The organism is Agromyces flavus (assembly GCF_900104685.1).
GTDB lineage: Bacteria > Actinomycetota > Actinomycetes > Actinomycetales > Microbacteriaceae > Agromyces > Agromyces flavus.
On sequence record NZ_LT629755.1, the window covers coordinates 3,239,824 to 3,266,697 of the forward strand.

Genomic DNA, 26,874 nt, shown 5'->3' on the forward strand with positions numbered 1-26,874 from the left:
CCCGGGCCGAGGGTGCGGACGAGCCGAGGTCGTGCCACTCTCGAAGGGTGACCACCACGGCTTCGCGAAGTCGTCGTCTCCCGACGGGGACGGTCACCTACCTGTTCACGGATGTCGAAGGATCGACCCGTCTGCTGGAGGCTGCCGCCGATCGCTGGCCCGCGTTGCTCGCCGACCACGACCGGCTCCTCCGTGGCGCCATCGCCGAGCACGGCGGAACGGTCGTCAAGACCGAGGGCGACGGGTTCTTCGCGGCGTTCTCCTCGGCCGTCGACGCGGTCGCGGCCGCCGTCGACGCCCAGCGCGCGCTGGCCGCGAACGAGTGGCCCGACGGACTGGCGCCGAGCGTGCGGATGGGCCTCCACACCGGCCTCGGCCTCCTCGGCGGTGACGACTACATCGGGCTCGACGTGCACCGCGCCTCCCGGATCATGGGGAGCGCGCACGGCGGCCAGGTCCTGCTCTCCGCGGCGACCGCCGGGCTCGTCGAGCACGAGCTGCCCGGCGGCGTCGCGATGCGCGACCTCGGCCCGCACCACCTGAGGGACCTGACGCAGGCCGAGCGGATCTTCCAGCTCGACATCGATGGGCTCGACCGCGCCTTCCCCGCCCTGCGATCGCTCGAGGCCGTGCCGAACAACCTGCCGATGCCGGTCACCCATTTCGTCGGTCGCCGACGCGAGAGCGTCCGGGTGCGGGAGCTGCTGGAGTCCTCGCACGTGGTGACCATCACGGGCACCGGTGGGACGGGCAAGACCCGGCTCGCCATCCAGGTCGGCAGCGAGATCGGCGCGCGTTTCCGCGACGGCGTGTACTTCGTCGACCTCGCGCCGGTCGACGATCCCGCCGTCGTCCCGTCGCAGGTGCTCCGGTCGCTCGGCGAGGACTCGGCCCCCGGGAACCGACCGCCGCGCGAGGCGCTCCTCGACCGGTTGGCCGACAAGGAGGTGCTGCTCATCCTCGACAACTTCGAGCAGGTCATCGCCGCCGCATCCGTCGTCGCCGACCTGGTCACGGCATCGCCGAGATCCCGCTTCCTCGTCACGTCGCGCGGTCCACTGCGGATCGCAGCCGAGCAGGAGATGCCCCTCGAGCCCATGGACCTGCCCTCGCGGCACGACCCGGGCGCGGCAGCGGACTCCGACGCCGTCGCGTTGTTCATCGATCGAGCCATGGCGGTGCGCCCGGACTTCTCGGTGACCTCGGAGAACGTCGCATCGGTCTCCGAGCTCGTGCGCGGACTCGACGGCCTGCCGCTCGCCATCGAGCTCGTCGCCTCCCGAGTGCGGCTGCTTCCGGTGCCCGAGATCCTCGCCCGGCTGGATCCGGCCCGTCCCGGCACCGGAACCGTCGACATGCCGGAACGGCAGCGCACGATCGAGGGGGCGATCGCGTGGAGCCATGACCTGCTCGATCCGCCGGTGCAGGAGCTCTTCGCGAGGCTGGGCGTCTTCGCGGGCGGCGCCGACCTCGAGCAGATCGAGCGGGTGTGCGACGATCTCGACGTCGACCTGCTGGGCGGGCTCGCCGAGCTCGTCGACCAGGGGCTGCTGCGACAGGTCGCGTCCCCGGGCGGCCGGGCCCGGTTCCGCACGCTGCACGTGATCCGCGAGGTCGCGCTGCTGAAACTCGAGGCGAGCGGGTCCGGGGAGGTCGTGCACCGCCGGCACCTCGAGGCGTACGCCGACTGGGCCGAGGAGGTCGCGGCGCACGTCATGGGGGAGGCTCGCTCCGAGTGGCTCGACCGCTTCGACACCGACCACGACAACGTGCGGACGGCGCTCGACTGGGCGGCGGTCCACGGGGAGACCGATCTCGCGCTGCGCCTCGCCGCGGCATCGTGGCGGTTCTGGCAGTCGCGGGGTCACCTCTACGAGGGACGGAGCCGGCTCGAGACCGTCGTCTCGCTCGAGGGCGGTGAGCCGCAGCACCGGGCCCGGGCGCTCGAGGCGCTCGGCGGCGTGTACTGGTGGCAGGGTGAGATCGATCGATGCGTCCCGCCCTATCGGGAGGCGCTCGTGATCCAGCGCGAGCTGGGCGACCGCGGCGAGATCGCCAACGCGATCTACAACCTGGCGCTGGGGCAGTCGGTCGCGGCCTTGGCCTCGGGCGTCACCGACGACCTCCGCCGCGAGGTCTACGGGCTCTACGACGAGGGCGAGGCGATCTACCGCGACCTCGCCGACGAGAACGGGCTCGGCAACATCGCCTGGGGCAGGGGGCAGTCGGTCTCGGACCTCGACAACGACTCGAGGAGGGCACTCGAGCTCTTCCACGAGAGCATTGCGCACTACCGTCGCGCGGGCAACGAGTTCGGCATGGGCTGGGGCATGTTCGAGGTCGCCATCTTCAGCGCGCGACTCGACGACATCGAGACGTCCTGGGACTACCTCGAGCGGGGTCTCGATCTCTTCGCGCCGCACCGCGACGTCTCCGCGGTCGTGCTGTTCCTCTCGCTCGCAGCGACCCTCGCCCTGGCCTCCGGCGACGAGGAGCGAGCGGCTCGGCTCGCCGGGGCCGTGCGAGGTCTCCGGAACTCCTCGGGCGCCAAGATCGTGGACCACGAGGTGACGCGCATCCGCGATCTCACGATCGATGAGCTGGATCCGACGCGTGAGGACCTGGCACCGTTGTACGAGTCGGGCATGGCGATGGATCTGCCGCAGGCCGTGGCCTATGCGCTCGGCCGAGATCCCACGGGGGACATGCGATCCGGCCCGCGTCCGTGACAGTCTGGATGGGTGACGTCCACGATCGAGCAGCTCGACGCCGACCTCGTCACCGACGAGGCCGTGCGACCCGACCTGCCCTGGCAGACGATCGTCTGGGATGACCCCGTCAACCTCATGACCTACGTCACGTACGTGTTCCGCAGCTACTTCGGCTACCCGCGCGAGAAGGCGGAGCGGCTCATGCTGCAGGTGCATCACGAGGGCCGCGCGGTCGTGGCATCCGGCAATCGCGAGGCCATGGAGCGTCACGTGCAGGCGATGCACGGCTACGGGCTGCAGGCGACCGTCTCGAAGGTCGAGCCGTGATCGTCGCCGGGCGCGAGGGGGGCGCAGACGGCGTGCGGATCGTCCTCGAGACCGAGGAGGCCATGCTGCTCTCCGAGCTCGCCGACCAGGTCGACTCGGTCCTGCTGCTCGGCGGCGAGGACGACCCCGCGCTCGGCCGCTTGTTCCCGTCCGCGTACGAGGACGACGAGACATCCGCGACCGAGTTCGCGCGCTACACGCGCGAGAGCCTCGTCGACGGCAAGCGGCAGGCCGCCCAGTCGGTTCGGGATGCCACGGCCACCAACCGAGGCGAGGGGCTCGTCGAGATCGAGCTCGACCAGGCTCAGGCGTGGGGATGGCTCACCTTCCTCACCGACCTGCGGCTGATCCTCGCCGAGCGCGTCGGAGTCGCCGACCCCGAAGAGGCCCAGGAGGCCGACGAGGAACGCGACGACTACCTGCGCGCCGCCTACGAGTGGGCCGGGATCGTGCAGGGGTCGATGCTCGAGGTGCTCGACCCCATCGGCCGCTGAACCGCCGGGGTCGGACGCTGGGCGTGTCGCAAGCGGAGTCCGCGACGGGACGCGTCCTCGACTGGCAGGCTGGTGCCACGGCCACGGTGGTCGCGCCGGGCGACGGCGCGCCGGGGCCTCGAGCGGAGGATCCATGTCGCAGCCCTCGACGATCGCCGGGATCCTCAGGGAACCCACCCGCACGACCGAGTCCGAGGAGTCGTCGGCGCTCATCGTCGGCGCCGGCGTGTTCGTCGTGTCCGCGCTGCTCGGCCTCGCGCTGTTCTGGGGCCGCGACCTTCCCATCGCCGGGCCGGGGTCGCTCGGCGCTGCCGTCGCGATCGGGTCGGCGATCGTCGCGGCGCTCGCCTTCGCCGCGGGCCGGATGGTGCTGCGGCGGCGCTTCGGGGAGGGCGACGTGGCCGTCGAGCCGGCCGCGGCGCCGACGGGCCCCGATCGCGCGCCGGGATCGCTCGACGAGCCCGGTCCTCGACTGCACTGGTTCGACGTGCTCGCGCTGGCGCTCGCGCACGCGGTCATCGCGCTGCTCGGATGGACCGGGCTGGCCGACGTGCTCGAGCAGAGCTTCCTCGGCGCCGAGGTGTACCTGATCCCGGCGGCGGCGCTCTTCGGCGTGGCGCTCGCGCTGACCGCCTATGTGTCGTTCCTGTCGTCGGTGCGGATGACGCCCATGCTGCTCTCGCTCGTGCTCGCCGTGTTCCTCGTGGTGGGCGTGATCACCGCGATGCTGAGCTCGACCGACCCGCTGTGGTGGGAGAAGAACCTCTCCGCGCTCGGCATGACCGACGACGTCTCGGCGCTGGCGTTCAACCTGACGCTCATCATCGCGGGCGCGATCGTCACGATCGTCGCGCGCTACGCCACGGCCGGCCTCCCGGCGGCCAATCCCGGCGAGCGTCGCGGCCGCGACGTCGCGCGCTGGGGGCTCGTGCTCATCGGCATCCTGCTCGCGTGCGTCGGCATCTTCCCCGTCGACGACTTCTTCGCGCTGCACAACACGGTCGCGACCGGGATGGCGGTGGTCTACGCGGTGCTCGTCATCGGCCTGCCGAAGTTCCTCCCGACGATGCCCCGCGTCTTCGTGTACGTCGGCTGGGCCTACGTCGGCGTCATCGTCGTGCTCGCGGTCTTCTTCATCACCGGGTACTACAACCTGACGGCGGTCGAACTGGTCGCCGGCCTGCTCATCTTCAGCTGGATCATCCTGTTCCTGCGGAACACCGGCTCGGTCGTCCCCCGCCGGGTCGTGGCGGTCACGGCCTGACACGCCGAACGGCCGGGCGCGTGGAGCGCCCGGCCGTTCCGTTCCCTCGTTCAGGCGGTGTGCGTCAGCGCCTTGGCCTTGAGCGCCTCGTACTCCTGGGCGTTGATGGTGCCCGCGTCGAGGAGAGCCTTCGCCTTGGCGATCTCGTCGGACGGACTGTGCGATCCAGCCGTCTGGCGGATGTACTGGTCGGTCTGCTGCTGCATGTCGGCCGCCTGCTTCGCGGAGCGGCGCGCCATCCCGTCGCCCCTGGCGATCAGGTAGATCAGTGCGGTCAGGAAGGGGAGGAAGATCAGGAAGATGATCCAGATCGCCTTGACCCAGCCGTTGGTCTCGTGATCGCGGAAGAGGTCGCCGATGATCGCGAACAGGGCGAACAGGTAGGCGATGAATGCGAAGCTCCAGAAGAAGATCCACACGAAGTTCCAGAAGTTGTCCCAGAAGTCCACGGGGGTGCGCCTTTCGAGTCGATGGCGGGGACGTCGGTGCCGCCCCCGTAGCGTCACCCTAGCGACGGCGCGACGGAATCTCGGGACCTTCGGCACGTGAGGTGTCGGGCGGGCACGACTTGAATCGTGGGGGCGGCACCGCCGCCCGCAGCCTCGATCAACAAGGGGGAATCGCATGGCCGAGTTGGAGTACGGTCCGGTCGACATCTACGTCGTGAGCTTCCAGGGCGACAGACCCGACGACGCGACGCTGTCGGCGCTCGGCGACCTGATGGTGGGCGACGAGATCCGCCTGCTCGACCTGCTCATCGTCGCTCGGGGCGAGGACGGCAGCGTGACCATCCGCGAGTTCGAGGAGTTCCGCGACGACTACGGCTTCACGGTCGTGGAGCTCGAGGCCTCCGGCATCATCGGCGACGAGGACATCGACACGCTGGCCGACGGCATCCCGCCGGGCATGGCCGGCGCGATCATGGCGATCGAACTGCTGTGGGCCAAGCGGATCGCGTCGGCGTTCGCCGCATCCGGCGGCGAGGTGCTGCAGGTCGAGCGCATCCCCGCAACGGTCGTCAACCAGGTGTTCGCCGCCGCGGCGGACGTGGAATAGGGGAGGACGGACATGCCACTGGGTAGAGGAGGCCGGCCGGGACTGATCGGCATGGCAGCACGCACGGCCGTGGTCGCCGGGACCGCGACGGCGGTGAGCGGGCGGGTCGCCCACCGCCAGAACGAGCGCTACGCCGACCAGCAGGCGCAGGAGCAGGCGGCCGCGCAGCAGCAGTGGGAGGCCGAGCAGTACCAGCAGCAGCAGCAACAGCAGTATCAGCAGCAGCAGTACGCGGCGCAGCAGGCCGCCGCGCAGCAGGCGGCGCCGCCGCCCGCGGCCGCCGGCGGAACCGACGTGGTGGCCGAACTGCAGAAGCTCGCGACGCTGAAGGAACAGGGCATCCTGAGCGACGCGGAGTTCGCCGCCGCGAAGGCCAAGCTGCTCGGCTGAGGCGACGGGGTGAGCGCACCAGCGCCGGCCCCCGGCCTGCGCGCGGCCGTCGTGCTCATCGCGACGCTGCTCGCGGTCGGCGCCCTCTGGTTCGCGCGCGAGATCGTGGCGCCGCTCGCGCTCGGCGCGGTGCTGGTGATCATCGTGCACCCGCTGCGCCATCCGCTGCAGCGTCGCGGATGGCCGCGCTGGGCCGCGACGACTGTCGTCATCGCGGTCGCGTACCTGATCCTCGCGGTGCTCGCCGCCCTGCTCGTGTTCGCGGGCGTCCAGTTCGCGCAGCTCGTGACCGATGTGCTCGACGAGCTGCAGGCCGCCGCGGCATCCGTCGTCGACTGGCTCTCGTCGGTGGGGCTCGGCGACCAGGTCGCCGACGCGACCTCCAGCGCGCTCGACCCGGCCGCGCTGCTCGACCTGGTGCAGGGGGCGAGCGGATGGCTCGTGGGATTCGTCACGGCGGCCTTCTTCGTGCTCGCGTACGTGATCTTCATGGCCGCCGACGCCGCGCGGTACGGGCGCGCCGAGCGTGCGCTCGGCTCCGGCGTGCGCCCGGCGATCGACCGGATCCGCGCGTACAACTCGTCGGTGCGCCGCTATTACGTCGTCAACGCGTCGTTCGGCGCCGTGGTGGCGGTCATCGACGGGCTCGCCCTGTGGGCGCTCGGCATCCCGGTGCCGGCCGTGTGGGCGATCCTCGCGTTCGTCACGAACTTCATCCCGAACATCGGGTTCGTGCTCGGCGTCATCCCGCCCGCCGTGCTCGCGTTCGTGGTCGGCGGCGTGCCGCTCATGATCTCGGTGCTCGCGATCTACTCGGTCGTCAACGTCGTGCTGCAGGTGCTCGTGCAGCCGAAGTTCGTCAGCGACGCCGTCGACCTCTCCCTGACACTGAGCTTCGTCTCGGTGGTGTTCTGGACGTTCGTGATCGGTCCGCTCGGCGCCATCCTGTCGATCCCCCTGACGCTGCTCGTGCGCGACGTCCTGCTCGACCGCGATCCGGACGCGCGATTCCTGCGCTGGCTGTCGGGGGACGCCAGAGTCCCCCAGCAGACATCCAGCGGATCTCCCTAGACCGGCCCGGCGGCGGCGGGGGCGAAGTTGCTCGGCTAGTCTGGCGCCCATGACGAGAGCGCTCCCGTCGTGGAACGACGGTCCGGCTCGCGAGGCGATCCTCCGGTTCGTGGCTTCGGTCTGCGAAGGGCCCGATGCGCTCCCCGAGGAGGAGCGCATCGCCGTCTTCGACAACGACGGCACGCTCTGGGTGGAGAAGCCCGTCCCGACGCAGCTGCACTTCGTCATCGATCAGTGGCGCGCAGAGGTCGAGGCCGACCCGTCGCTGAAGGAGCGGGAGCCGTACCGTGCCGCGGTCGATCGTGACGACGCGTGGTTCCGCCGGGCGATCGAGCACCACCACGCCGGGGACGATCACGACATGGACCTCGTGATGGACGCCATCCTGTCGACCGTCAGCGATCGGCGCGTCGATGAATACCACGCGGAGGCCATGGAGTTCTACCGACGCGAGCGGCACCCGGCGCTCGATCGTCCGTACGAGCGCACGGTGTACCAGCCGATGCACGAGCTCCTGCGCCATCTCGAGGACCACGGCTTCACCTGCTATCTGGTCTCCGGCGGGGATCGCGACCTCATGCGTCCCATCAGCGCCGAGTACTACGGCATCCCGATCGACCAGGTGATCGGCTCCGCCGTCGGGGTCGAGTACGACGCAGACGCGAACGAGCTCCGGTACGGCGGCCGGTTCGAGATCATCGACGACGGCACCCAGAAGCCGGTTCGCATCTACGCGAACGTGGGCCGGCGTCCCATCCTCGCCGCCGGCAACTCCGACGGCGACCTGCCGATGCTCCGCTACACGACGCGCTCGCCTCGATCGCTCGGCCTGCTGATCCACCACGACGACGACGGCGCTCGGGGGGATGAGGCCTACGACATCGGCGCCGAACGGGCGCTGCGCGAAGCCGACGAGCACGGGCTCGTCGTCGTGAGCGTGAAGGACGACTGGTCCGAGGTCCTCCCCGACACGGATGCGGAGACCGAGACCGAGCCGGGTGAGCGGCCGAGTCCCCAGCAGACACCCAGCGGGGCTCCCTAGACCGCCTCGGCTCCCGGTGGTTAGTCTGCAAGCGGGAGAGGGGGCACCCATGCCGCAGCGACGAACCGACCCGAGGCCGGCGGCATGAGCGCGGGGGTGCACCTGCGCGGGCTGTCCACCGTCGTGCCGCCGACCATCCTGCCGCAGGAGGCGGTGCGCGACGTGTTCCGCGATCAGCCGGGGCTCAACCGGCTCGCGCAGCGGATCATCGGCACGTCCTTCGACGTGTCGGGCATCGAACGGCGCTACACCGTGCTCGAGGAGCTCACGTTCGACGATCGCGGCGACGACCCGATCTTCTTCGATCGTTCCACGGGCGAGCTGATGCTTCCGGGCACCAAGGCGCGCAACGAGATCTACGCGACCGAGGCCACGAAGCTGTACCTCGAGGCGGGCCGCGCGGCGATCGCCGCGACCCCGGGGATCGAGGCATCCGACATCACGCACGTCGTGACCGTGTCGTGCACGGGCTTCTACGCGCCGGGCCCCGACTACATGCTCGTGCGCGACCTCGGGCTCGGGCCCGCGGTGCAGCGGTACCACCTCGGGTTCATGGGATGCTACGCGTCGATGCCGGCGCTGCGGAACGCGGTGCAGTTCTGCGAGGCCGACCCCGACGCGGTCGTGCTCGTGGTCAGCGTCGAGCTGTGCACGCTGCACCTGCGCTCGTCGAACGATCCCGACACCATCGTCGCGTCATCGCTGTTCGCCGACGGCGCGGGCGCCGGCATCGTCACCTCCCGTCCACTCGAGGCCGGCGAGCGGGCCCTCGCGCTCGACCGCTTCGAGACCCGGATCACCCCGGTCGGCGAAGGCGACATGGCGTGGAAGATCGGCGACCACGGCTTCGAGATGGTGCTCTCCAACGCGGTGCCGGCCATCATCGACGACCACATCACGGGCGCACTCGAGCCGCTGTTCGCGCCCGACGCGCACCTGGCCGAGGCGCTCGCGACCGACGTCGCGGGCGAGCACGTCGAGCACTGGGCGATCCATCCCGGCGGGCGCAGCATCCTCGACAAGGTCGAGTCGCGGCTGCAACTGTCCGAGGCGCAGCTCGTGCCGGCCCGGTCGACGCTGCGCGACTTCGGCAACATGTCGAGCGCCACCGTGCTGTTCGTGCTGCGCTACATCCTCGACCAGTCGTCATCGTCCGACGGCGACCGGGTCGCGGCGATGGCCTTCGGACCCGGGCTCACCGTCGAGTCGGCGCTCATGACGGTGAAGGGCTGAGGATGGCCCCTCCCGCCGCGGCCCAGCCGGGTCTGCTGCACGCTCTGGCCACGATGGACCGCCGCGACGAGTCGGCGCGCGAGCTCATGGACGATCCCGGGGCCGACCGGGTCGCGATGGATCGCACGTACCACCGCTTCGGACCCGTGAACCGCATCGTGTCCCGCCCGGCCGCGGTGTACGAGGAGTGGGTGCGACCGCGGCTCGCGACCACGCATGCGGCGCGCATGCTCGACGTCGGCGCAGGCGGCGGCGACCTGCCGCGCGAGATCCTCCGGCACGCCGAACGCGACGGGCTTCGGCTCGAGGTCGTCGCGATCGACCCCGACGAGCGCGCCGTCCGCTACGCCTCGCGGCACGCGAGCCCGCGGTTCCGCGCGCGCGTCGCGACCACGGCCGAACTCGTCGCCGAGGGCGAGACCTTCGACGTGGTGTGGTCGAACCACGTGCTGCACCACCTCACGCCGACCGAGCTCGGCGCGCTCCTGGCCGACACCGAGCGGCTCGTGGCGCCGGGCGGCATCGGCGTGCACGGCGACATCGAGCGCAGCCGGGCCGCGTACCTCGGCTTCTGGGCGGCGACCCTGCCGTTCGCGTGGAACGCGCTGGCCGGCTCGTTCATCCGTCCCGATGGACTCACGTCGATCCGGCGCAGCCACACGGCGTCCGAACTGGCCGCGGCGATCCCGAGCGGATGGCGCGTCAAGCGCGGGTTCCCGTCGCGGCTCGAGCTCGTCTGGGGCAACGAGATCGCCGATGAGTGACGAGGCGGCCTCCGTGTCGGCCAGCGCTGCGGCGAGGACCGACGGCGATGGCGACGGCCACGACGGCGGCCGCATCCACGACGTCGCGGTCGTGGGCGCCGGATCGGTCGGGCTGCTGCTCGCCTGCCTGCTCGCGCGGCGCGGGCTCGACGTGGTCGTGCTCGAGCGCCGGCCCACTCCGCCGCCGCCGACCGCATCCTCGCGGGCGATCGGCATCCACCCGCCCGGACTCCGGGCGCTCGACGTCGCGGGCATCGGCGACGAGGTGCGCCGGCGAGCCGTCGAGATCCGAGACGGCCGCGTCACGTGCGAGGGCCGCACGCTCGGCGCGATGCGGTTCCCGAATGCGGGCCTCGTGCGCTCGCTGCCGCAGCGCGAGGTCGAGGCGATGCTCGAGGACCGGCTCGCGACGGCACCGTCGGTGCGCATGCGACGCGGCGTCGAGGTCTCCACGATCCGGGACCGCGGGACGCACGTCGTCGTGCGCGGCACGTCGGCGGGCGAGTCGGTCGGGGTGGCCGCGCGCTACGCGGTCGGGGCCGACGGCGTGCGCAGCGGCATCCGCTCGCTCATGGGCGCCGACTGGCACCGCCGCGGCGGACGCGCGAGCTACGTGATGTGCGACACCGTCGACGACACCGATGCGCGGCAGAGCGCGCTGCTGCACTTCGAGCCCGCCGGGGTCGTCGAGTCGTTCCCGATGCCCGGCGGCCGGCGTCGCTGGGTCGCGTGGGTGCGCCGCCCGCCGACCGAACTCGACGCGACCGCGATGGCGACCATCGTCGCGACCCGCACCGGGGCCGCGTTCTCCACGGACGGCGCGGGCGCGCCCACCGCGTTCGAGGCCGCCCAGCACCTGGCCCGCCCGATCGCGGCGGGCCGTGTCGCGCTCGTCGGCGACGCGGCGCACGAGATCAGCCCGATCGGCGGGCAGGGCATGAACCTCGGGTGGATCGACGCCGTGCACCTCGACCGCGAACTGGCGCGCGCGCTCGCCGCGGGGGCGCCCATCGACGTGTTCGAGGCCTACGACCGCTCGCGCCGTGCGGCCGCGCTGCGCGCGACCCGTCAAGCGGCGTTCAACATGCGGATGGGCGCGCCGGCGTCGGGCCTGCGGCTGCGCACGCGCAACGCTGCCGTGCGGGTACTCGCGCTCCCGGGCCTGCGCGGAGTGCTCGCGCGCGCCTTCACCATGCAGTGGCTGTGAGCCTCAGGTGACGTCGATCGGCGTCAGCACGAAGATCGGGATCTGGCGGTCGGTCTTCGCCTGATAGTCGTCGTACGGGGGCCAGACCTCGGTCGCCCGCTGCCACCACGCCGCCTTCTCGTCGCCCGTCACCTCGCGGGCCAGGTAGTCGCGGCGGACATCGCCGTCCTGCAGCTCGACGTGCGGCTGCTTCACGATGTTGAAGTACCACGCGGGATGCTCCGGCTCGCCGCCCTGCGAGGCCACGACCGCGTACTCGCCCTCGTGCTCGACGCGCATGAGCGCCGTCTTGCGCAGCTTGCCGCTCTTCGCGCCGACCGTCGTCAGCACGATGACGGGCCTGCCGCGCAGCGTGCTCGCCTCGCGACCTCCGGTCGCCTCGTAGGTCTCGGCCTGGTCGCGCGCCCACTTCGACGTGCTCGGCGCGTACTCGCCCTGCAGCGGCATCCGTTCCTCCTCGTTCGGGTCCTTGACGACGCCAACGCGCGGGTGCGCGCCGGGATTCCCGGTCGTCGCGCTCACCGTGACGACCGATGTGGCGGGTGCGGGGGTCGCGCGACCCCTATCGACTGTCGTGACGCGTCCGACGGCGACCCGGGACATCCGCGCGTCGATGGGCCGCGCGACGTGCGCGCAACCCCCGCGCGGGATGGTCCAGGGCTGCCTACGCTGGCCGCATCCGTGAACGGAAAGGAACGGACATGGGCAGGACGAGCGGCACGGGCGAGCGGCCCGACGAGGCGGCCGCGGCCATGGGGACCGCGCAGCAGGCAGCGTTCGGCGACGGGATCGTGGGCGGCGCGAACGGCAGGCAGCGCGACGCCGCGGGCGCCGATGAGGCCGGCGACGCGTACGACGGTCGCGAGGAGGATCACTCCGGCCTTGTCGACGGCGGCCCGGTCGATGAGACGGATGCCGCGGGCGGCTCCCGCGCGGGTGCCGGCGAGGTCGTGGCCGACCGTGCCCGCGCGGCCGATGCGGACTCACCGCAGGAGGAGGCGGGCCTCGCCCCCGGCGAGTCGGACTAGGTACGGGAACGCACCGTCGACAGCCCCGCGGCATCCGTCTAGCGTGAGGAGCGGGGAGCGGACCGGCCCGCGCGAGCAGTACACGAGTGCGCGACATCCGGAATACCGGCCCCTTCGGGGAAGTTGAGCGTAGTAGGCTCAAGTTTGAAGAAGGGAACTCCGTGGCCAACATGCAGGGCGCGCCGAGCTCGCAGGAAGAGCAGAAGTCGGCGCTCGAACAGTACGGCGTCAACCTCACCGAGATCGCCAAGCAGGGCAAGCTCGACCCGGTCATCGGGCGCGACGCCGAGATCCGCCGCGTCAGCCAGGTGCTGACCCGGCGCACCAAGAACAACCCCGTGCTCATCGGCGAGCCGGGCGTCGGCAAGACGGCCGTCGTCGAGGGGCTCGCTCAGCGCATCGTGGCCGGCGACGTCGCCGACTCGCTCAAGGACAAGCAGCTCGTCGCGCTCGACATCTCGGCGCTCGTCGCCGGAGCCATGTACCGCGGCCAGTTCGAGGAGCGCCTCAAGGCGGTGCTCAAGGAGATCAATGAGGCCGAGGGTCGCATCATCACGTTCGTCGACGAGCTGCACCTGCTCATGGGCGCGGGCGGCGGCGAGGGCTCGGTCGCAGCGTCCAACATGCTCAAGCCCATGCTCGCGCGCGGCGAGCTGCGGCTCATCGGCGCGACCACGCTCGACGAGTACCGCGAGTACATCGAGAAGGATGCCGCGCTCGAGCGACGCTTCCAGCAGGTGTTCGTAGGTGAGCCGTCCGTCGAGGACACGGTCGCGATCCTGCGCGGCCTCAAGGGACGCTACGAGGCGCACCACGGAGTCACCATCACGGATGGCGCGCTCGTCGCCGCGGCATCCATGTCGAACCGATACATCTCGGCCCGCCAGCTGCCCGACAAGGCGATCGACCTCATCGACGAGGCGATGTCGCGACTGAAAATGGAGATCGACTCGAGCCCGGTCGAGATCGACCAGCTCAAGCGACAGGTCGACCGCCTCAAGCTCGAGGAGCTCGCGCTCAAGCGCGAGAAGGACGAGGCCTCGAAGGAGCGCCTCGAGCGCCTCCGCGAGACCCTCCAGGAGCAGGAGCGCGAGCTCGTGCAGCTCGAGGAGCGCTGGTCACGCGAGCGGATGTCGCTGAACCGCGTCGGTGAGCTGAAGAAGCGCCTCGACGAGGCCATCACCCAGCGCGACCGCGCCATGCGCGAGGCCGACTACGCCACCGCGTCGCGGCTCGAGTACGAGACGATCGCGCAACTGCAGCGCGACCTCGACGAGGCCGAGCGCGCCGAGCAGGCGCCCGACGAGCCGCGCATGGTCAACGAGCAGGTCACCGAGGAGGACATCGCGGCCGTCATCGCGCAGTGGACCGGCATCCCCGTCGGGCGGCTCATGCAGGGCGAGACCGAGAAGCTGCTGCATCTCGAGCAGGAGCTCGGCCGTCGCGTGATCGGCCAGCGCGACGCGGTCGCCGCGGTCGCCGACGCCGTGCGCCGCGCCCGTGCCGGCGTCTCCGACCCCGACCGGCCGACCGGCTCGTTCCTGTTCCTCGGCCCGACCGGCGTCGGCAAGACCGAGCTCGCGAAGGCGCTCGCCGCCGTGCTCTTCGACGACGAGCACGCCATGGTGCGCATCGACATGTCGGAGTACGGCGAGAAGCACACCGTCTCCCGCCTCGTCGGCGCGCCGCCCGGGTACATCGGCTACGAGCAGGGCGGCCAGCTCACCGAGGCCGTGCGCCGTCGCCCGTACTCGGTGATCCTGCTCGACGAGGTCGAGAAGGCGCACCCCGAGGTGTTCGACGTGCTGCTGCAGGTGCTCGACGACGGCCGGCTGACCGACGGCCAGGGCCGGACGGTCGACTTCCGGAACGTCATCCTCGTCCTTACGTCGAACCTCGGCTCGCAATACCTCATCGACCCGTCGCTGTCGTGGACCGACAAGGAGCAGGCCGTCATGGCGGCCGTGCGGCAGGCGTTCAAGCCCGAGTTCGTGAACCGGCTCGACGACCTCGTCGTGTTCTCGGCCCTCAGCCAGGACGAGCTCGGCGAGATCGTGAACCTGCAGATCGACCGGCTGACGGCGCGGCTGCACGAGCGGCGGCTCGAGCTCGGCGTCACTCCCGACGCGCGCACCTGGCTGTCCGAGCGCGGGTACGACCCGTTGTATGGAGCGCGTCCGCTCAGGCGGCTCATCCAGACCGAGGTCGCCGACCGGCTCGCACGGTCGCTGCTCGCCGGCGACATCCGCGACGGCGACACCGTCGTGGTCGGGCTCGCTCCGAGCGGAGACCACCTCGAGGTCGTGCGCGCGCCCGAGCCCGGAGAGGCGCCCGAGGGCGGCGACCACGACGTGATCGACGCCGAGATCATCGAGGAGTAAGCAGAGGCCGCTACTCCGCGACGTCGGCGGGTACCGTCACGCCGTTGACCGCGGGCGACACGCGCCGCTCGAGCACGGACGCGAGCACGCCGATGCCGACGCATCCGAGCACCATGACGGCGATATACCAAGCCTGCAGGTCGAGGTCGAGCAGCAGGCCGGCCACGATCGGCCCGGTGATGGCACCGCCCTGGAACGCGGCGGAGTTGATGGCGTTGATGCGGCCCCGATTGCGGTCGGTGGCGAGGTCGTTGTACATCGCCGGCACCGTCGGCTGGAGCAGCGTCTCGCCGAACGCGAAGACTCCCATGAACGCGAGGACGCCGATCGCGGCCGCGAGGCTGCCCGGAAGGAGGCCGGTGGCGCCGAGCAGCAGCCACGAGCCGGCCCAGACGGTCGCCATCACCATCATGACTCGGGTTCGGCGCCGGCCGCTGATGCGCTTGAGGACGGCGAACTGCAGCAGGACGATGACCGCGGTGTTCACGGCGAACGAGAAGCCGATCACCCGCGTCGAGACCTCGGCGACCTGCCGGGCGAACGCCGGGAATCCGGCCTCCATCTGGCCGTACCCGATGAACATCGCGAGGAACGTGAGCAGGGTGAGCCACACGACCGCGGGTCGGCGGAGGAGCTCGCGGTAGCTGCCCGCCTCGGGCGCCTCCTCGGTCGCCTCGGCGGCACGCGGACGCACGTGCCGGAGCGGACCGAGCAGGAGGGCCATCGGGACCAGGCTGCTGGCCGCGTCGACCAGGAAGATCACCGTGAAGGTCTCGGGGGCGCCGACGTCGACGTAGAACCCGCCGAGGATGCCGCCCACGCCGATGCCGAGGTTGACGAGGGCGAAGTTCACGCCGAAGTACTGCTGCCGGAGGTCGCCATCGACCACGGTGGCGACCAGCGCGTTGAAGCCCGGCCAGGACACGCCGAAGTTCACGCCCATCAGGACGAGCGCGACCGCCGCGACCGCCGGATGCGTCGCGAACGCCAGCAGCGTGCAGCCGGCGATCATCGCGGTCAGCCCACCGAGCAGCACCGCGCGCGCGCCGTATCGATCGATGAGCACGCCGCCGGGGCCCGTCACGATGAGGCCCGTGATCGCGATCAGGCTCATGAGCGCGCCCGAGAGCCCGAGGTCGAAGCCGCGAACCTCGTGCAGGTAGATGACCGTGAAGGGCAGCGTCAGCCCGCGACCGAGCGTCTGGATCGCGACGGTCGAGAGGAGCCACCTGCCCTCGACGGGGAGTGCGCGCCAGAAGCTGCCGATGCCGACCACCAGAGCATTCTGTCGGACACCGCCGACATGCCGCGGGCGCGACTGCGCGGCATCCGCTCATCTCACCAAGCGGATGCCGCGATGGTCGGGTTCGCGGCGCCGGCGGTCAGCCGATGAACTCGATGATGTCGGCGCAGAAGTCGCGCTCGGCGGTGTCGAACTGGCCTCGGGCGTCGTTGCCGATGAACTCGACGAACTCGTCGTCGTCGGGATTCCCGGGTGTGCCGTTCACGTCGATGACGATCGTGTAGAGGTTGCGGCCGACATCCTTGAAGCGGGACCCGTCGTCGGCGTAGTACGTCGTGGGCCCGGTGCTGACGCCCTCGATCGTGATCGTGCCATCGCCGTTGTCGGTGATATGCAGGTCGCGGTCGGTCCCTCGGGAGATCGCCGTGTACGTCCGCCCGTTCTCCGTGTTGGTCCACGAGAACTCGCTCCGGAAGGTGGACCCGCCGTAGTAAAGGCCCGTGCTGCCTCGTTGGCCGAAGATGAACGTCCCGGAGGCGTCCTCGGTGTAGAGCACGTCGAACGGAACGACGACCGAGCCGTCGGAACCGTCGCACCAGTTCTCGTGCTCGTCCTGCTCGATGTGCTCGATGTGGTCGGTCCAGTGATCGACGATGGGCGGTGCTGCGGTCGCCGGCGAGGCGACGAGCAGGCCGAGAGCGGATGCCGCCGCGATGCCCGCGACGAGGCCCTTGCGATTCATGGGGATCCCCAGTCGTTCACGCCGGGTCGCCCGCAACCTACTCCGATCGCTCCGGTGCGGTCACCCCAGAATGGGGGCCCTCATGACGCGTAGGCTCGGAGGCATGCTCGCCACCGTGATCCACGCCGCCCGTGACATCCGCGTCGAGGAGGTGCCCGACCCCGAACTCTCCGGCAGCGGCGCCGATGCGATCGTGCGCGTCGTCGCCGCCTGCGTGTGCGGCTCCGACCTGTGGCCGTACCGTGGCGTCACGCCCACCGACGCCCCGCACCGGATCGGCCACGAGTTCGTGGGCGTCGTCGAATCGGTCGGCGCCGATGTGGAGCACGTGAAGACCGGCGACTTCGTGATCGCGCCGTTCTACGTGTGCGATGGCACGTGCGTGAACTGCCGCAACGGCGTGAGCACGTCCTGCGTGCAGGGCAGCTGGTGGGGCGGCTCCGACCGCTCGGGCGGCTTCGCCGACGGCGGGCAGGGCGAGCGCGTGCGTGTCCCGCTCGCCGACGGGACGCTCGCCGTCGTGCCGGGGCCGGTGGGCGACGACGAGATCCCCGGCCTGCTGACCCTCAGCGACGTGATGGGCACCGGCCACCACGCGGCGGTATCGGCCGGCGTCGGCCCGGGCGACTCCGTCGCGGTGGTCGGGGATGGCGCGGTCGGGCTGTGCGCGATCATCGCGGCCAAGCGGCTCGGTGCGACGACCATCATCGCGATGTCCCGGCATGCCGATCGTCAGGCGCTCGCTCGGGAGTTCGGTGCGACGCACATCGTCGAGGAGCGCGGCGACGAGGGCGTCGCCGCCGTGCAGGACCTGACCGGCGGAATCGGCGCCGACCGCGTGCTCGAGTGCGTCGGCACGAAGGAGTCGATGGACCAGGCGCTGCGCTCGGCGCGGCCGGGCGGCATGGTCGGCTTCGTCGGCGTCCCCAACGGCGGGCCCGAGCTGCCCGTCCGCCAGATGTTCAACCGGAACGTCGGCGTCAACGGCGGCGTCGCGCCGGTGCGCGGGTACATCGACGAGCTGATGGACGACGTGCGCTCGGGCGCCATCCGGCCGGGCCGCGTCTTCGACCTCGAGCTGCCGCTGTCGCAGGCGGCCGAGGCCTACGCCGGGATGGACGAGCGGCGGGCGACCAAGGTGCTGCTGCGGCCCTGAGCCGCGCCGAGCGGATGGCGCGCCCGCCCCGCCCACCGAGCAGATCGCGCCCGCCCCGCCCACGGAGCAGCCCGGCGAAGTGACGCGAACTGCGCTTCCCACGGCGAGGAACCGCGTTCCGCGTCACCTCGTGCGTGCCCGGCGTCGGGGCCTGGGCTGCGCCGAAACGGGAGGTGACGCGAAACGCTCTTCCCGCGGCGGTCGAACCGCGTTTCGCGTCACCTCATGCGTGCCCGGCCTCGCGCCCGACTCAGGCTGCGGCGATGACCAGCTCGTCGAGCGGCTTGCGGCTGCGGGGTGCGACCTCGCGCTCGCGGAGCGGCTCGGGCAGCGCGGCGGCGTCGCCGACCTTGCCGACCGCCGTGATCGAGACGACCTCGAGGCCGTCGGCCAGTCCGAACTCCGAAGCGAGGCGCGCGGCGTCGAAGCCGCCCATCTGGTGCGTGTGGAGACCGTCGTGCTGGGCCTGCACCGACAGGTGTGCGACGGCCTGGCCGAGGTCGTACTTGGCCCACGGGCGCGGCGCGCCGGCCTCGTCGGCGACCTCGGCGATGTTGACGATGAGGGCGGCGGCCGAGTCGGCCCACGCCTGGTTGAAGCCCATGAGCGCGTCGTGGATCGTCGTGAACGATTCGGTGCCGCGCCGGGCGACGATGAAGCGCCACGGCTGCACGTTGTTCGCCGACGGCGCCCAGCGCGCGGCCTCGAGCAGGGTGCGCACGTCGTCGTCGGTGAGCTCGGCGGCGGGGTCGTAGGCGCGGGGGCTCCAGCGCTCGACGAGGGGGGTGATGAGCGGGGCGTCGGTGTCGGCGTGGCGCGAGGCGAGGTCGAGAAGGGTCATGAGCGTGCCTTTCGTGGATGGTGCTGGTCGGGGACGCCGTCGGCCCGATCCATTGCAACGCATCTTTCCTCGGAGTATTCCGAGCGTGTGACGCCCGGTGACGCGCCCACGCGCTTACGCGCGCAGGGGTCAGCTCGCGACGCGCGCCAACTCCTCGCGGATCCCCGCGACGAACGCGTCGATGTCGGCCTCGGTCGTGTCGAACGAGCACATCCAGCGCACCTCGTTGCGCGCGGCATCCCAGTCGTAGAACTTGAAGCCGCGGTCGCGCAGGCGGTCGGCGACGCCCGCGGGCAGCACGGCGAAGACGCCGTTCGACTGGGTGGCCTGGGTGAACGACAGGCCGGGAAGCTCACCCGCCGCGATGCCGGCGTCGAGCGCGTCGCGGAGGCGACGCGCCATGGCGTTCGAGTGCGACGCGTTGCGCAGGTAGAGGTCGCCGTCGAGCAGCGCGATGAGCTGGGCCGACACGAACCGCATCTTCGAGGAGAGCTGCATGTTCAGCTTGCGCAGGTACTTCAGGCCCGCGGATGCCTCGGGGTCGAGCACCACGATGGCCTCGCCGAGCAGCGCGCCGTTCTTGGTACCGCCGAAGCTCAGCACGTCGACGCCGGCGTCGCGCGTGAACGCGTGCAGCGGCAGGCCGAGGGATGCCGCGGCGTTGGAGATGCGCGCGCCGTCCATGTGCAGGCGCATGCCGCGCTCGTGGGCGTGGTCGGCGAGCGCCCGGATCTCGTCGACCGAGTACGCGGTGCCGAGCTCGGTGGTCTGCGTGATCGACACGACGAGCGGCTGCGCGCGGTGCTCGTCACCCCAGCCCCAGGCCTCGCGGTCGACCAGCTCGGGCGTCAGCTTGCCGTCGTCGGTCGGCACGGTGAGCAGCTTGATGCCGCCGACGCGCTCGGGGGCGCCGCCCTCGTCGACGTTGATGTGCGCGGTCGACGCCGAGATCACGGCACCCCAGCGCGGCAGCATCGACTGCAGCGCCGTGACGTTCGCGCCCGTGCCGTTGAACACGGGGTACACCTCGACGGGGTCGCCGAAGTGGCGCGCGAACACCTCGTGGAGGTGCTCGGTGTACACGTCGTCGCCGTAGGCGACCTGGTGGCCGCCGTTGGCTGAGGCGATCGCGGCGAGCACCTCGGGGTGCACGCCGGAGTAGTTGTCGGAGGCGAAGCCGCGGATGGCAGCGTCATGCAGGGGCGGGAACTCGTGGGTCACCGGATGATTCTCCCAGACCGCGAGAGGTCGGCCCGCGGTGAACGGCTCGTGAACCCCGCGCGCAAGGGGTTGACCGTGCTCGGGGGCGACCGGAAGCGTGGACGCATGCACGATTCCTCCGGTTCGGTCTTCCCCTACGTCGCGGGATTCGCGCTGTGCGTGGGCGCGGTGTTCCTGCTCGTCGCCTGCACGACGCCGGCGGTCGGGGGCGGGGCCGACGCGGGTGCCCGCAGCGATTCGGTGGTCGTCGAGCAGTCGGCGCAGTGACGTCGGAGGCCGGACGGTCGGGAGCGCGCGACATCCTGCCGCAACCGCCTCGAGGGGTTTCGGGTGTCGGGGGTGCCCGGTAGCGTCGCGACCATGTCCGATCCAACGGGGGAGCCGAACATCCCACGCGGGCCGGCGCACGGTGCAGAGCAGGCCGCAGAGCCGGCCACCGTCCCGGCGGACCGCCCGAATCCCGAGCCGCCGCCGAACGGCATGCGCATCTTCATCCAGCTGCTCGCGAACACCATGGTCGCGAACGTCACGACGAGCTTCCTGTGGTTCGCGCTCACGTTCTGGGTGTACCTCGAGACGCGATCGGTGCTCGCCACCGGCATCATCGGCGGTGCCTACATGCTGCTCATCGCGTTCTTCGCGATGCTGTTCGGCACGATCGTCGACCGGCATCGCAAGCTGCAGGTCATGGTCTTCTCGAGCGTCGTCACGCTCGCGTCGTTCCTGATCGCCGGGGCCGTGTACCTGATGCAGCCCGAGTCGGCGCTCGTCGACCTGGGCGGGCCGTGGTTCTGGGTGTTCTCGGGCGTCATCCTGTTCGGCTCGGTCGTCGAGCACATGCGCAACATCGCGCTGTCGACGACCGTCACGCTGCTCGTCCCCGAAGAGCGCCACGCCAACGCCAACGGCATGGTGGGCACCGTGCAGGGACTCGCGTTCATCGTGACGAGCGTCTTCAGCGGGCTCGCGATCGGCCTGCTCGGCATGGGATGGACGCTGGCGATCGCCGTCGCGCTCACGCTCGTCGCGCTCGTGCACCTCTTCTTCCTGCGGATCCCCGAGGAACGGCCGACCGTCGACGGCGAGCACCAGCCGATCGTCGACGTGCGCGGCAGCATCGCCGCGATCCGCCAGGCACCGGGCCTGATGGGCCTCATCCTCTTCGCGTGCCTCAACAATCTCATCGGCGGGGTCTACATGGCGCTCATGGACCCGTACGGCCTCACGCTGTTCCCGGTCGAACTGTGGGGCATCGTGCTCGGCGTGACGTCGACCGGGTTCATCATCGGCGGCATCACCATCGCGAAGTTCGGCCTCGGGCGCAACCCGATCAAGACGATGCTGCTCGTGGTGGTCGGCATGGGCGTGCTCGGCGCGGTCTTCACCATCCGCGAGTGGTGGTGGCTCTACGCCGTCGGCATCTTCCTCTACATGGCGGTCGTTCCGGTCGTCGAGGCATCCGAGCAGACCGTGATCCAGAAGGTCGTGGCGTTCCGGCGCCAGGGGCGCGTGTTCGGCTTCGCCGCCGCGGTCGAGGCGGCGGCTGCGCCGATCACGTCCTTCCTGATCGCGCCGATCGCCCAGTTCTGGATCATCCCCTACATGGAATCCGAGGACGGTCAGGCGACGTGGGGTTGGCTGCTCGGTGACGGCGAGGCGCGGGGGATCGCGCTCATCTTCCTGTTCGCGGGCCTCATCATGGTCGCCCTCGCGCTGTTCGCGTTCACGACCCGGTCCTACCGGCTCCTCTCCGAGCAGTACGCGGGCAGCATCGAGTCCGTCGCAGCCGAGGAGCCGGGCGAGATCGACCGGGTGGCATCGGAGCCCCGTCGATAGCTCGGTCGCTTGCGCGGCTACCGCAGCCGGTAGTGCAGGCTCACGTGGCCGGTCGGATGCGTCACGGCATGGTCCAGCTCCACGGCGCGCGTGCCCAGCCCGGCCGGCGTGAACGAACGGCCGGCGCCGATCAGCACCGGCAAGATCCGGAGCCGCAGCTCGTCGACGAGCCCGGCAGCGAACAGCGCGTCGGCGAGCTGCAGGCTGCCCCACAGCACGATCGCGTCGAACCGCTCCTTCAGGCCGGTGACGGATGCCGCGGCATCCCCTCGGAGTACCTCGATCTCGCCGTCGCCCCACGGAGCTCGTGCGAGCGAGTTCGACACGACGTGCTTCGGCAGGCGCGCGATCGGCTCGGCGACGGGCTCCGTTCGGGGATCGGCCGCCGGCCAGTACCCGGCGAACATCCGGTAGGTGTTCGCGCCGAGCAGGATGGCGTCGACGCCCTCGAGCCACGCCAGCTGCTCGCGGTCGATCCCGCCGTCCCCGGCCCCTCGGTCGCCGCCGGGCTCGGGCGGCACCGCGAAGAAGTCGATGCCGCCGTCGACATCGGCGGCGTACCCGTCGGCCGAGACGATCTGCTCGACGATGAGCCGTCCCATCAGCGCGCCCGCGCGGTCAGCTGCTCGCCGAGCAGGTCGAAGGCCGAGTCCCAGCCGTCGTACACGTCCTCGTCACCGGGCCGGCCGGCGACGCCGCGCAGGTGGAACAGCATCTCGGTGCGGTCGCCCGGCAGCTCGCGCAGGTCGACCGTGATGACCGGTGCGGTGTCATCCGGATCGCCCGGCGACGCCCACGTGAACACCAGCCGCTTCGGTGGATCGACCTCGCGGTAGACGCCCACCGTGGGGTACTCGGCACCGTCGGCCGGGTTCACCATCGTGTAGGCGTACCGTCCGCCGGGACGGACGTCGATCGCGACGCTGCCCTCCTTGATCTCGATGCCGCGCGGATGCCACCACTCGGCGGCGTCCGCCGACTCGGTCCACGCGCGCCAGACCAGGCTGCGCGGCGCGTCGAAGATGCGGGTGATCGTGAACTGCGCGTCATCCGTTCGCTCGTTCATGGTTCCTGCCCTTTCATCCTGCGGAGTTGCCGGTCGAGCAGGTCGAACCGCTCGTTCCACTCGCCGCGATGCCGTTCGACCCAGGCGGATGCCTCGTCGAGCGGTTCGGTCCGCAGCGAGCAGGTGCGCCACTGTGCCGTGGCGGTCCGCTCGATGAGCCCCGCCCGCTCGAGCACGTTGAGATGCTGCGAGATCGCCGGGCGGCTCATGTCGAACGGCTCGGCCAGTGCGCCGACGGTGGCCGGCCCGGCGTGCAGCCGGGACAGGATGGCCCGTCGAGTCGGGTCGGCCAGCGCGTGGAAGACCCGGCTGAGCTCGTCATCCGCCGCCTTCACGTAAGCAACTCCTTAATTAATGATGTACTTACGGTACGCTGACCGATTTCCCGCGTCAAGGGTCGGCTCAGGCGGTCGCGCGATCCGAGCGCCGCTTCCGGAAGAGCAGCAGCGGGATGAGCCACGTACCGAGCGCCGTCACCGCCCAGAGCAGCAGCGTCGCCAGCACCCACGCCATGACGCCGTCGATGCGGATGCCGCCGGGGAACAGCGAGGCGATGAGCAGGGCGACGAAGGTCGAGATCAGCCCGATGCCGCCGAGGATCGCCGAGGCGTGCCGGCGGGCGAGCCTCGTCGCCAGCGGAGCGAGCAGGGCCTGGGCGATCGTGAAGACGACCACGGCGACGAGGAAGCCGGCGGCGTCGAGGTGGAAGTCGGGGAGCAGCCAGGCCGCCAGCATCAGCCCGACCGCGGACATGACGAGCGAGATCACGACGGTCGCGAGGAAGCGCACCATGCTCGAAGGCTAGCGGCGGCCGCACCGGTCGGGCAGGCGGGACGCGGCGCAGACGGAGACGGGCCGTGCTCCCGAGGAGCACGGCCCGTCCCGTTCTTGGTGCGGCCGGCGGATCCCGCCAAGGTCGTTTTCCGACCGCACCGGCTGGTCACGGCTCCGGGTTCGGAGCCGCGGGTTCTGCTACAGGTTCGCGATCACCGCCTCGACGGCGCGGATCACGAGCGCTGCCGCGTCGGCGTCGGTGCGGATCCGGTTCGGGACCTGCGTGGCGATGAACTCGAGACGGGCCGTCGCCGTCGCGGTGTCACCGGCGGCGAGGGCCGCGTCGACCTCTGCCAGCACGTCGCCGAAGGACGCCGCGACGCCGCGGGTGATGCGGCCGTCGTCCTGCAGGGCGGCGAGCAGCGAGCGGATGTCGCTCACCGAGGTCGTGAACTCGAACTGGTCGAGGTCCACGCCGCCCGTCGAGGTCACGACGACCCGTCCGGTGCCCTCGGGGATCACCGTGAGCGGCACCGCGACGTCCTGCCACTCGGCGGAGTCGACGTCGAACTCGGCGATCTGCTCACCGTCGGCATCGGCCCACGTGAGCGTGACGGTGCCCTCGCCCTTGGTGCGGAGCTCCACGCCCGTGATGCCGCCGAGCTCCACCGGGTCGTAGGCGATCCACTCACCCTCGTCGAGGCCGCCGAGGTAGCGGAAGCCCTCGGCCGACTCGTCGTCGACCACGGTCACGTCGCCGCTGCGAGCGTCGTTGTGCTCGGCCTGCAGTGCGCGCGGGTTGAGCAGGACGACGTCGTCACCCGAGAGTGCCGGCGCGGTGTCGGTGCCGCCGTCGGTGTACGAGGCGCCGATCTGGGCGTAGATGTTCTCGGTCTCGCCGTGACCGGCCTCGAGGGCCGTCTCGATCGTGGCAGTGCATCCCGTGCCCGTGAAGAGCGGGTGGGTGTGCGTGTTGTCGTGACCGAGGCCGTAGCTCCACAGCACGCGGCTGCAGTCGATCGTCTCATCGGGGTCGGTGACCTTCACCTCGAAGGCGACGGTGTCGCCCCAGTCGGTGAACGCGCCGTCGGCGGGCGAGACGATCTCGACGACCGGCGCCGTGTTGCCCACGGTGATGGTGACCGAGGCGAGGCTCACGCGACCGCTCGAGTCCGTGACCCGCACGCGGGCCTGGTACTGGCCGTCCTCCGTGAACGTGTGCGACGCGACCGCGTCACCGTCGGTGAAGGTGCCGTCGCCCTCGAAGTCCCAGGCGAAGCTCAGGTCGAGCCCGTCGGGGTGGGTCGTCTCCGATGCGTCGAACTCGACCTCGAGCGGTCCCTCGCCCGACGTGACGTCCGCCGACAGCACGACGCGCGGACCCTTGGTGCCCTCGACGTAGTCGACGCGGTAGAGCCCGGCGTCGGGGTTCGGGCGGAAGAATCCGTCGCCGTAGTCGAGCACGTAGAGCGAGCCGTCGGGGCCGAACTCCATGTCCATCACGTTGTCCCAGACCGGCATGCCTGCGGCGGTGAGGGCCGCGTTGGGCAGGAAGTCCTCGATCTTCGTGACGGGACCGTCGGGGTCGTCCTGCGAGAACGCGAAGATGCGGTCACGTGAGAACTCGCCCATGAAGGCCTTGCCGTCCCAATACGCCGGGAACTTGGTCGCCGACTCGAGCTCCTCGTCGTAGCGGTAGGTCGGCCCGCCCATGGGCGCCTGGCCACCGGAGCCGAACTCGGGCCACGGCTGGTGCTCGGGGCGGTCGCCGTACCAGATCTGCGGTTCGGTCGCAGCCGGGAGCTGCTGGAGACCCGTGTTGTAGGGCGACGGGTTGACCGGTGCGTCGCAGTCGTACCAGTTGCGCACCGTGAGCGTCTCGTAGTCCCAGTTGCTGTACTCCGCATTGGGGCCGTGGCATAGGGGCCATCCGCCGTTCACGGGGACCGTGGTCGACTGCCACTCGACGTAGCCCATCGGGCCGCGGTCGACGTTCGCCGTCCCCGCGTCGGGACCGTAGTCGCCCCACGTGACCGCGCCGGTCTCCGGGTCGAAGTCCATGCGGAACGGGTTGCGGAGACCCATCGCGAAGATCTCCGGGCGGGTGTCGGCGGTGCCCGGCGCGAACAGGTTGCCCGCGGGGATCGTGTAGCTGCCGTCCTCCTGGACGTCGATCCGGATGATCTTGCCGCGGAGGTCGTTCGTGTTGCCCGAGCCGCGGCGTGCGTCGAAGCCGGGATTGTAGCCGGCCCGGTCGTTCATGGGCGCGTAGCCGTTGGCGCCGGGCGTGCCGGCGGGCGTGTTGTCACCCGTCGAAAGGAGGACATTGCCGTCGTTGTCGAATGCGACGTCACCGGCGACGTGGCAGCACTGCCCGCGCTGGACCTCGACCTTGATGATGACCTGCTCGGTGGAGAGGTCGAGCGAGTTCGCCTCGTCATCCCACCTGAAGCGGCTGAGCTGGTTGTAGCCCTTCCATTGGTCCCAGTACGACGCATCGGCGCCGGCCGGCAGCGTGTTGGGCGAGGATCCGGCAGGCGTGGTCTCGGGGTACGGGGCGTCCATCACGCGCGGTGCGTAATAGAGGTAGACCCAGCCGTTCTCCTCGAAATCGGGGTCGAGCGTGACGGTCTGCAGTCCGTCCTCGGAGTTGGCGTAGACGTCGATCGTGTTGACGACCGTGGTGGTGCCCTCGGCGGGGTCGGTCAGTCGGAGCTGGCCGCCGCGCGTCGTGTGGAGCACGCGGGAGTCGGGCAGCACGGCGAGGTCGATCGGCTCGCCGACCCCGCTGGTGCCGGCGAGCCTGACGCGCTCGTAGTTGGCCCACGTGGTGGCCGCGACCTCGTCTCCGTGGTCATGGCCCTCATGGGCGGCAGCGGGCCCCGCGACGACGAGCGAAGCCGCGACGGCGGCTCCGGTCACCAGCGCCGCGAGGCGTGAACGTGCGATGTGCATGGATGTCTCCAGTCGGATGGAAGGAGGTTCGGCGGGATCCATGTGGTGCCGGGCCGCGCGGGGTAAGGCACC

The 26,874-nt window shown here is 70.9% G+C and carries 27 protein-coding genes; 16 read left to right on the forward strand and 11 right to left on the reverse strand.

Annotation, left to right across the window (positions count from 1 at the left end; genetic code table 11):
• Nucleotides 1-47: 47 nt before the first annotated feature.
• From BLT99_RS15340 to BLT99_RS15355, 4 genes are all read left to right on the forward strand, one after another.
• On the forward strand, nucleotides 48-2,729 hold the full coding sequence (locus tag BLT99_RS15340; RefSeq protein WP_092674369.1) for an adenylate/guanylate cyclase domain-containing protein: 2,682 nt from the start codon (nucleotides 48-50) through the stop codon (nucleotides 2,727-2,729).
• Between the two features lie 12 nt (nucleotides 2,730-2,741).
• A complete protein-coding gene (gene clpS, locus BLT99_RS15345) occupies nucleotides 2,742-3,038 on the forward strand; it encodes an ATP-dependent Clp protease adapter ClpS (RefSeq protein ID WP_092674372.1) in 297 nt (98 codons plus the stop codon).
• Complete coding sequence (locus BLT99_RS15350; protein WP_092674375.1) at nucleotides 3,035-3,532, forward strand: DUF2017 family protein; 498 nt, start codon at nucleotides 3,035-3,037, stop codon at nucleotides 3,530-3,532. The genes clpS and BLT99_RS15350 overlap by 4 nt, the downstream gene beginning before the upstream one ends.
• Nucleotides 3,533-3,665: 133 nt before the next feature.
• Complete coding sequence (locus tag BLT99_RS15355) at nucleotides 3,666-4,796, forward strand: hypothetical protein (protein WP_092674377.1); 1,131 nt, start codon at nucleotides 3,666-3,668, stop codon at nucleotides 4,794-4,796.
• A 50-nt stretch (nucleotides 4,797-4,846) separates the two neighbouring features.
• On the opposite strand, the gene BLT99_RS15360 is transcribed toward BLT99_RS15355, so the two are convergent.
• Entirely contained in the window at nucleotides 4,847-5,245 is a 399-nt protein-coding gene (locus BLT99_RS15360; RefSeq protein WP_092674380.1) for an SHOCT domain-containing protein, read from the reverse strand.
• Nucleotides 5,246-5,420: 175 nt separating this feature from the next.
• Between BLT99_RS15360 and BLT99_RS15365 the strand changes: the two genes are divergently transcribed.
• The 7 genes from BLT99_RS15365 (at nucleotide 5,421) to BLT99_RS15395 (ending at nucleotide 11,559) form a co-directional block, all read left to right on the forward strand.
• Nucleotides 5,421-5,852 carry a DUF6325 family protein gene (locus BLT99_RS15365; RefSeq protein WP_092674382.1) on the forward strand — a complete coding sequence of 144 codons (432 nt, stop codon included), beginning with the start codon at nucleotides 5,421-5,423 and terminating at the stop codon, nucleotides 5,850-5,852.
• Between the two features lie 51 nt (nucleotides 5,853-5,903).
• Nucleotides 5,904-6,242: an SHOCT domain-containing protein gene (locus tag BLT99_RS15370; RefSeq protein ID WP_229724554.1), complete on the forward strand. Its 339-nt coding sequence runs from the start codon at nucleotides 5,904-5,906 to the stop codon at nucleotides 6,240-6,242.
• A gap of 9 nt (nucleotides 6,243-6,251) precedes the next feature.
• The gene (locus tag BLT99_RS15375; protein ID WP_092674387.1) at nucleotides 6,252-7,313 is read left to right on the forward strand and encodes an AI-2E family transporter; all 1,062 of its coding nucleotides are present in this window, start codon (nucleotides 6,252-6,254) and stop codon (nucleotides 7,311-7,313) included.
• A gap of 49 nt (nucleotides 7,314-7,362) precedes the next feature.
• Entirely contained in the window at nucleotides 7,363-8,355 is a 993-nt protein-coding gene (locus BLT99_RS15380; RefSeq protein WP_092674390.1) for an HAD family hydrolase, read from the forward strand.
• 84 nt (nucleotides 8,356-8,439) lie between these two features.
• Nucleotides 8,440-9,588, forward strand: coding sequence for a type III polyketide synthase (locus BLT99_RS15385; protein WP_092674392.1), 1,149 nt, complete (start codon nucleotides 8,440-8,442; stop codon nucleotides 9,586-9,588).
• A gap of 2 nt (nucleotides 9,589-9,590) precedes the next feature.
• The gene (locus tag BLT99_RS15390; RefSeq protein WP_229724551.1) at nucleotides 9,591-10,352 is read left to right on the forward strand and encodes a methyltransferase domain-containing protein; all 762 of its coding nucleotides are present in this window, start codon (nucleotides 9,591-9,593) and stop codon (nucleotides 10,350-10,352) included.
• Complete coding sequence (locus BLT99_RS15395) at nucleotides 10,345-11,559, forward strand: FAD-dependent oxidoreductase (RefSeq protein ID WP_092674397.1); 1,215 nt, start codon at nucleotides 10,345-10,347, stop codon at nucleotides 11,557-11,559. The genes BLT99_RS15390 and BLT99_RS15395 overlap by 8 nt, the downstream gene beginning before the upstream one ends.
• Nucleotides 11,560-11,562: 3 nt before the next feature.
• On the opposite strand, the gene BLT99_RS15400 is transcribed toward BLT99_RS15395, so the two are convergent.
• Nucleotides 11,563-12,081 carry a nitroreductase family deazaflavin-dependent oxidoreductase gene (locus BLT99_RS15400; RefSeq protein WP_443092858.1) on the reverse strand — a complete coding sequence of 173 codons (519 nt, stop codon included), beginning with the start codon at nucleotides 12,079-12,081 and terminating at the stop codon, nucleotides 11,563-11,565.
• 179 nt (nucleotides 12,082-12,260) lie between these two features.
• Here BLT99_RS15400 and BLT99_RS15405 point away from each other — a divergent pair, with 179 nt between their 5' ends.
• Together BLT99_RS15405 and BLT99_RS15410 are read left to right on the forward strand one after the other, a co-directional pair.
• Nucleotides 12,261-12,587 (forward strand): hypothetical protein, encoded by a 327-nt coding sequence (locus tag BLT99_RS15405; protein ID WP_092674402.1) that lies wholly within the window; start codon nucleotides 12,261-12,263, stop codon nucleotides 12,585-12,587.
• 170 nt (nucleotides 12,588-12,757) lie between these two features.
• A complete protein-coding gene (locus BLT99_RS15410; protein ID WP_092676526.1) occupies nucleotides 12,758-14,968 on the forward strand; it encodes an ATP-dependent Clp protease ATP-binding subunit in 2,211 nt (736 codons plus the stop codon).
• Between the two features lie 10 nt (nucleotides 14,969-14,978).
• Here the strand turns inward: BLT99_RS15410 and BLT99_RS15415 are convergent, their stop codons facing one another.
• Complete coding sequence (locus BLT99_RS15415; protein WP_229724549.1) at nucleotides 14,979-16,244, reverse strand: MFS transporter; 1,266 nt, start codon at nucleotides 16,242-16,244, stop codon at nucleotides 14,979-14,981.
• A 106-nt stretch (nucleotides 16,245-16,350) separates the two neighbouring features.
• Entirely contained in the window at nucleotides 16,351-16,953 is a 603-nt protein-coding gene (locus BLT99_RS15420; protein ID WP_092674406.1) for a hypothetical protein, read from the reverse strand.
• Between the two features lie 103 nt (nucleotides 16,954-17,056).
• On the opposite strand from BLT99_RS15420, the gene BLT99_RS15425 reads away from it, so the two are divergent.
• Nucleotides 17,057-18,109 carry a zinc-dependent alcohol dehydrogenase family protein gene (locus BLT99_RS15425; RefSeq protein WP_092674409.1) on the forward strand — a complete coding sequence of 351 codons (1,053 nt, stop codon included), beginning with the start codon at nucleotides 17,057-17,059 and terminating at the stop codon, nucleotides 18,107-18,109.
• A gap of 250 nt (nucleotides 18,110-18,359) precedes the next feature.
• On the opposite strand, the gene BLT99_RS15430 is transcribed toward BLT99_RS15425, so the two are convergent.
• Both BLT99_RS15430 and BLT99_RS15435 read right to left on the reverse strand, forming a co-directional pair.
• Nucleotides 18,360-18,950, reverse strand: coding sequence for a nitroreductase family protein (locus tag BLT99_RS15430; protein WP_092674411.1), 591 nt, complete (start codon nucleotides 18,948-18,950; stop codon nucleotides 18,360-18,362).
• Nucleotides 18,951-19,079: 129 nt separating this feature from the next.
• The gene (locus tag BLT99_RS15435) at nucleotides 19,080-20,171 is read right to left on the reverse strand and encodes a threonine aldolase family protein (RefSeq protein ID WP_229724547.1); all 1,092 of its coding nucleotides are present in this window, start codon (nucleotides 20,169-20,171) and stop codon (nucleotides 19,080-19,082) included.
• A 105-nt stretch (nucleotides 20,172-20,276) separates the two neighbouring features.
• On the opposite strand from BLT99_RS15435, the gene BLT99_RS15440 reads away from it, so the two are divergent.
• Both BLT99_RS15440 and BLT99_RS15445 read left to right on the forward strand, forming a co-directional pair.
• The gene (locus BLT99_RS15440; RefSeq protein ID WP_157675014.1) at nucleotides 20,277-20,438 is read left to right on the forward strand and encodes a hypothetical protein; all 162 of its coding nucleotides are present in this window, start codon (nucleotides 20,277-20,279) and stop codon (nucleotides 20,436-20,438) included.
• Nucleotides 20,439-20,651: 213 nt separating this feature from the next.
• Nucleotides 20,652-22,007 (forward strand): MFS transporter, encoded by a 1,356-nt coding sequence (locus tag BLT99_RS15445; RefSeq protein WP_092674418.1) that lies wholly within the window; start codon nucleotides 20,652-20,654, stop codon nucleotides 22,005-22,007.
• Between the two features lie 17 nt (nucleotides 22,008-22,024).
• On the opposite strand, the gene BLT99_RS15450 is transcribed toward BLT99_RS15445, so the two are convergent.
• From BLT99_RS15450 to BLT99_RS15470, 5 genes are all read right to left on the reverse strand, one after another.
• Complete coding sequence (locus tag BLT99_RS15450; RefSeq protein ID WP_092674420.1) at nucleotides 22,025-22,609, reverse strand: dihydrofolate reductase family protein; 585 nt, start codon at nucleotides 22,607-22,609, stop codon at nucleotides 22,025-22,027.
• Nucleotides 22,609-23,073 (reverse strand): SRPBCC family protein, encoded by a 465-nt coding sequence (locus BLT99_RS15455; protein ID WP_092674423.1) that lies wholly within the window; start codon nucleotides 23,071-23,073, stop codon nucleotides 22,609-22,611. Before BLT99_RS15455 ends, BLT99_RS15450 begins: the two co-directional genes overlap by 1 nt.
• Nucleotides 23,070-23,408: an ArsR/SmtB family transcription factor gene (locus BLT99_RS15460; protein ID WP_092674425.1), complete on the reverse strand. Its 339-nt coding sequence runs from the start codon at nucleotides 23,406-23,408 to the stop codon at nucleotides 23,070-23,072. Before BLT99_RS15460 ends, BLT99_RS15455 begins: the two co-directional genes overlap by 4 nt.
• 67 nt (nucleotides 23,409-23,475) lie before the next feature.
• Nucleotides 23,476-23,865, reverse strand: coding sequence for a phage holin family protein (locus BLT99_RS15465; protein ID WP_092674427.1), 390 nt, complete (start codon nucleotides 23,863-23,865; stop codon nucleotides 23,476-23,478).
• 180 nt (nucleotides 23,866-24,045) lie between these two features.
• On the reverse strand, nucleotides 24,046-26,802 hold the full coding sequence (locus BLT99_RS15470) for a PQQ-dependent sugar dehydrogenase (RefSeq protein ID WP_092674430.1): 2,757 nt from the start codon (nucleotides 26,800-26,802) through the stop codon (nucleotides 24,046-24,048).
• Nucleotides 26,803-26,874: the final 72 nt, after the last annotated feature.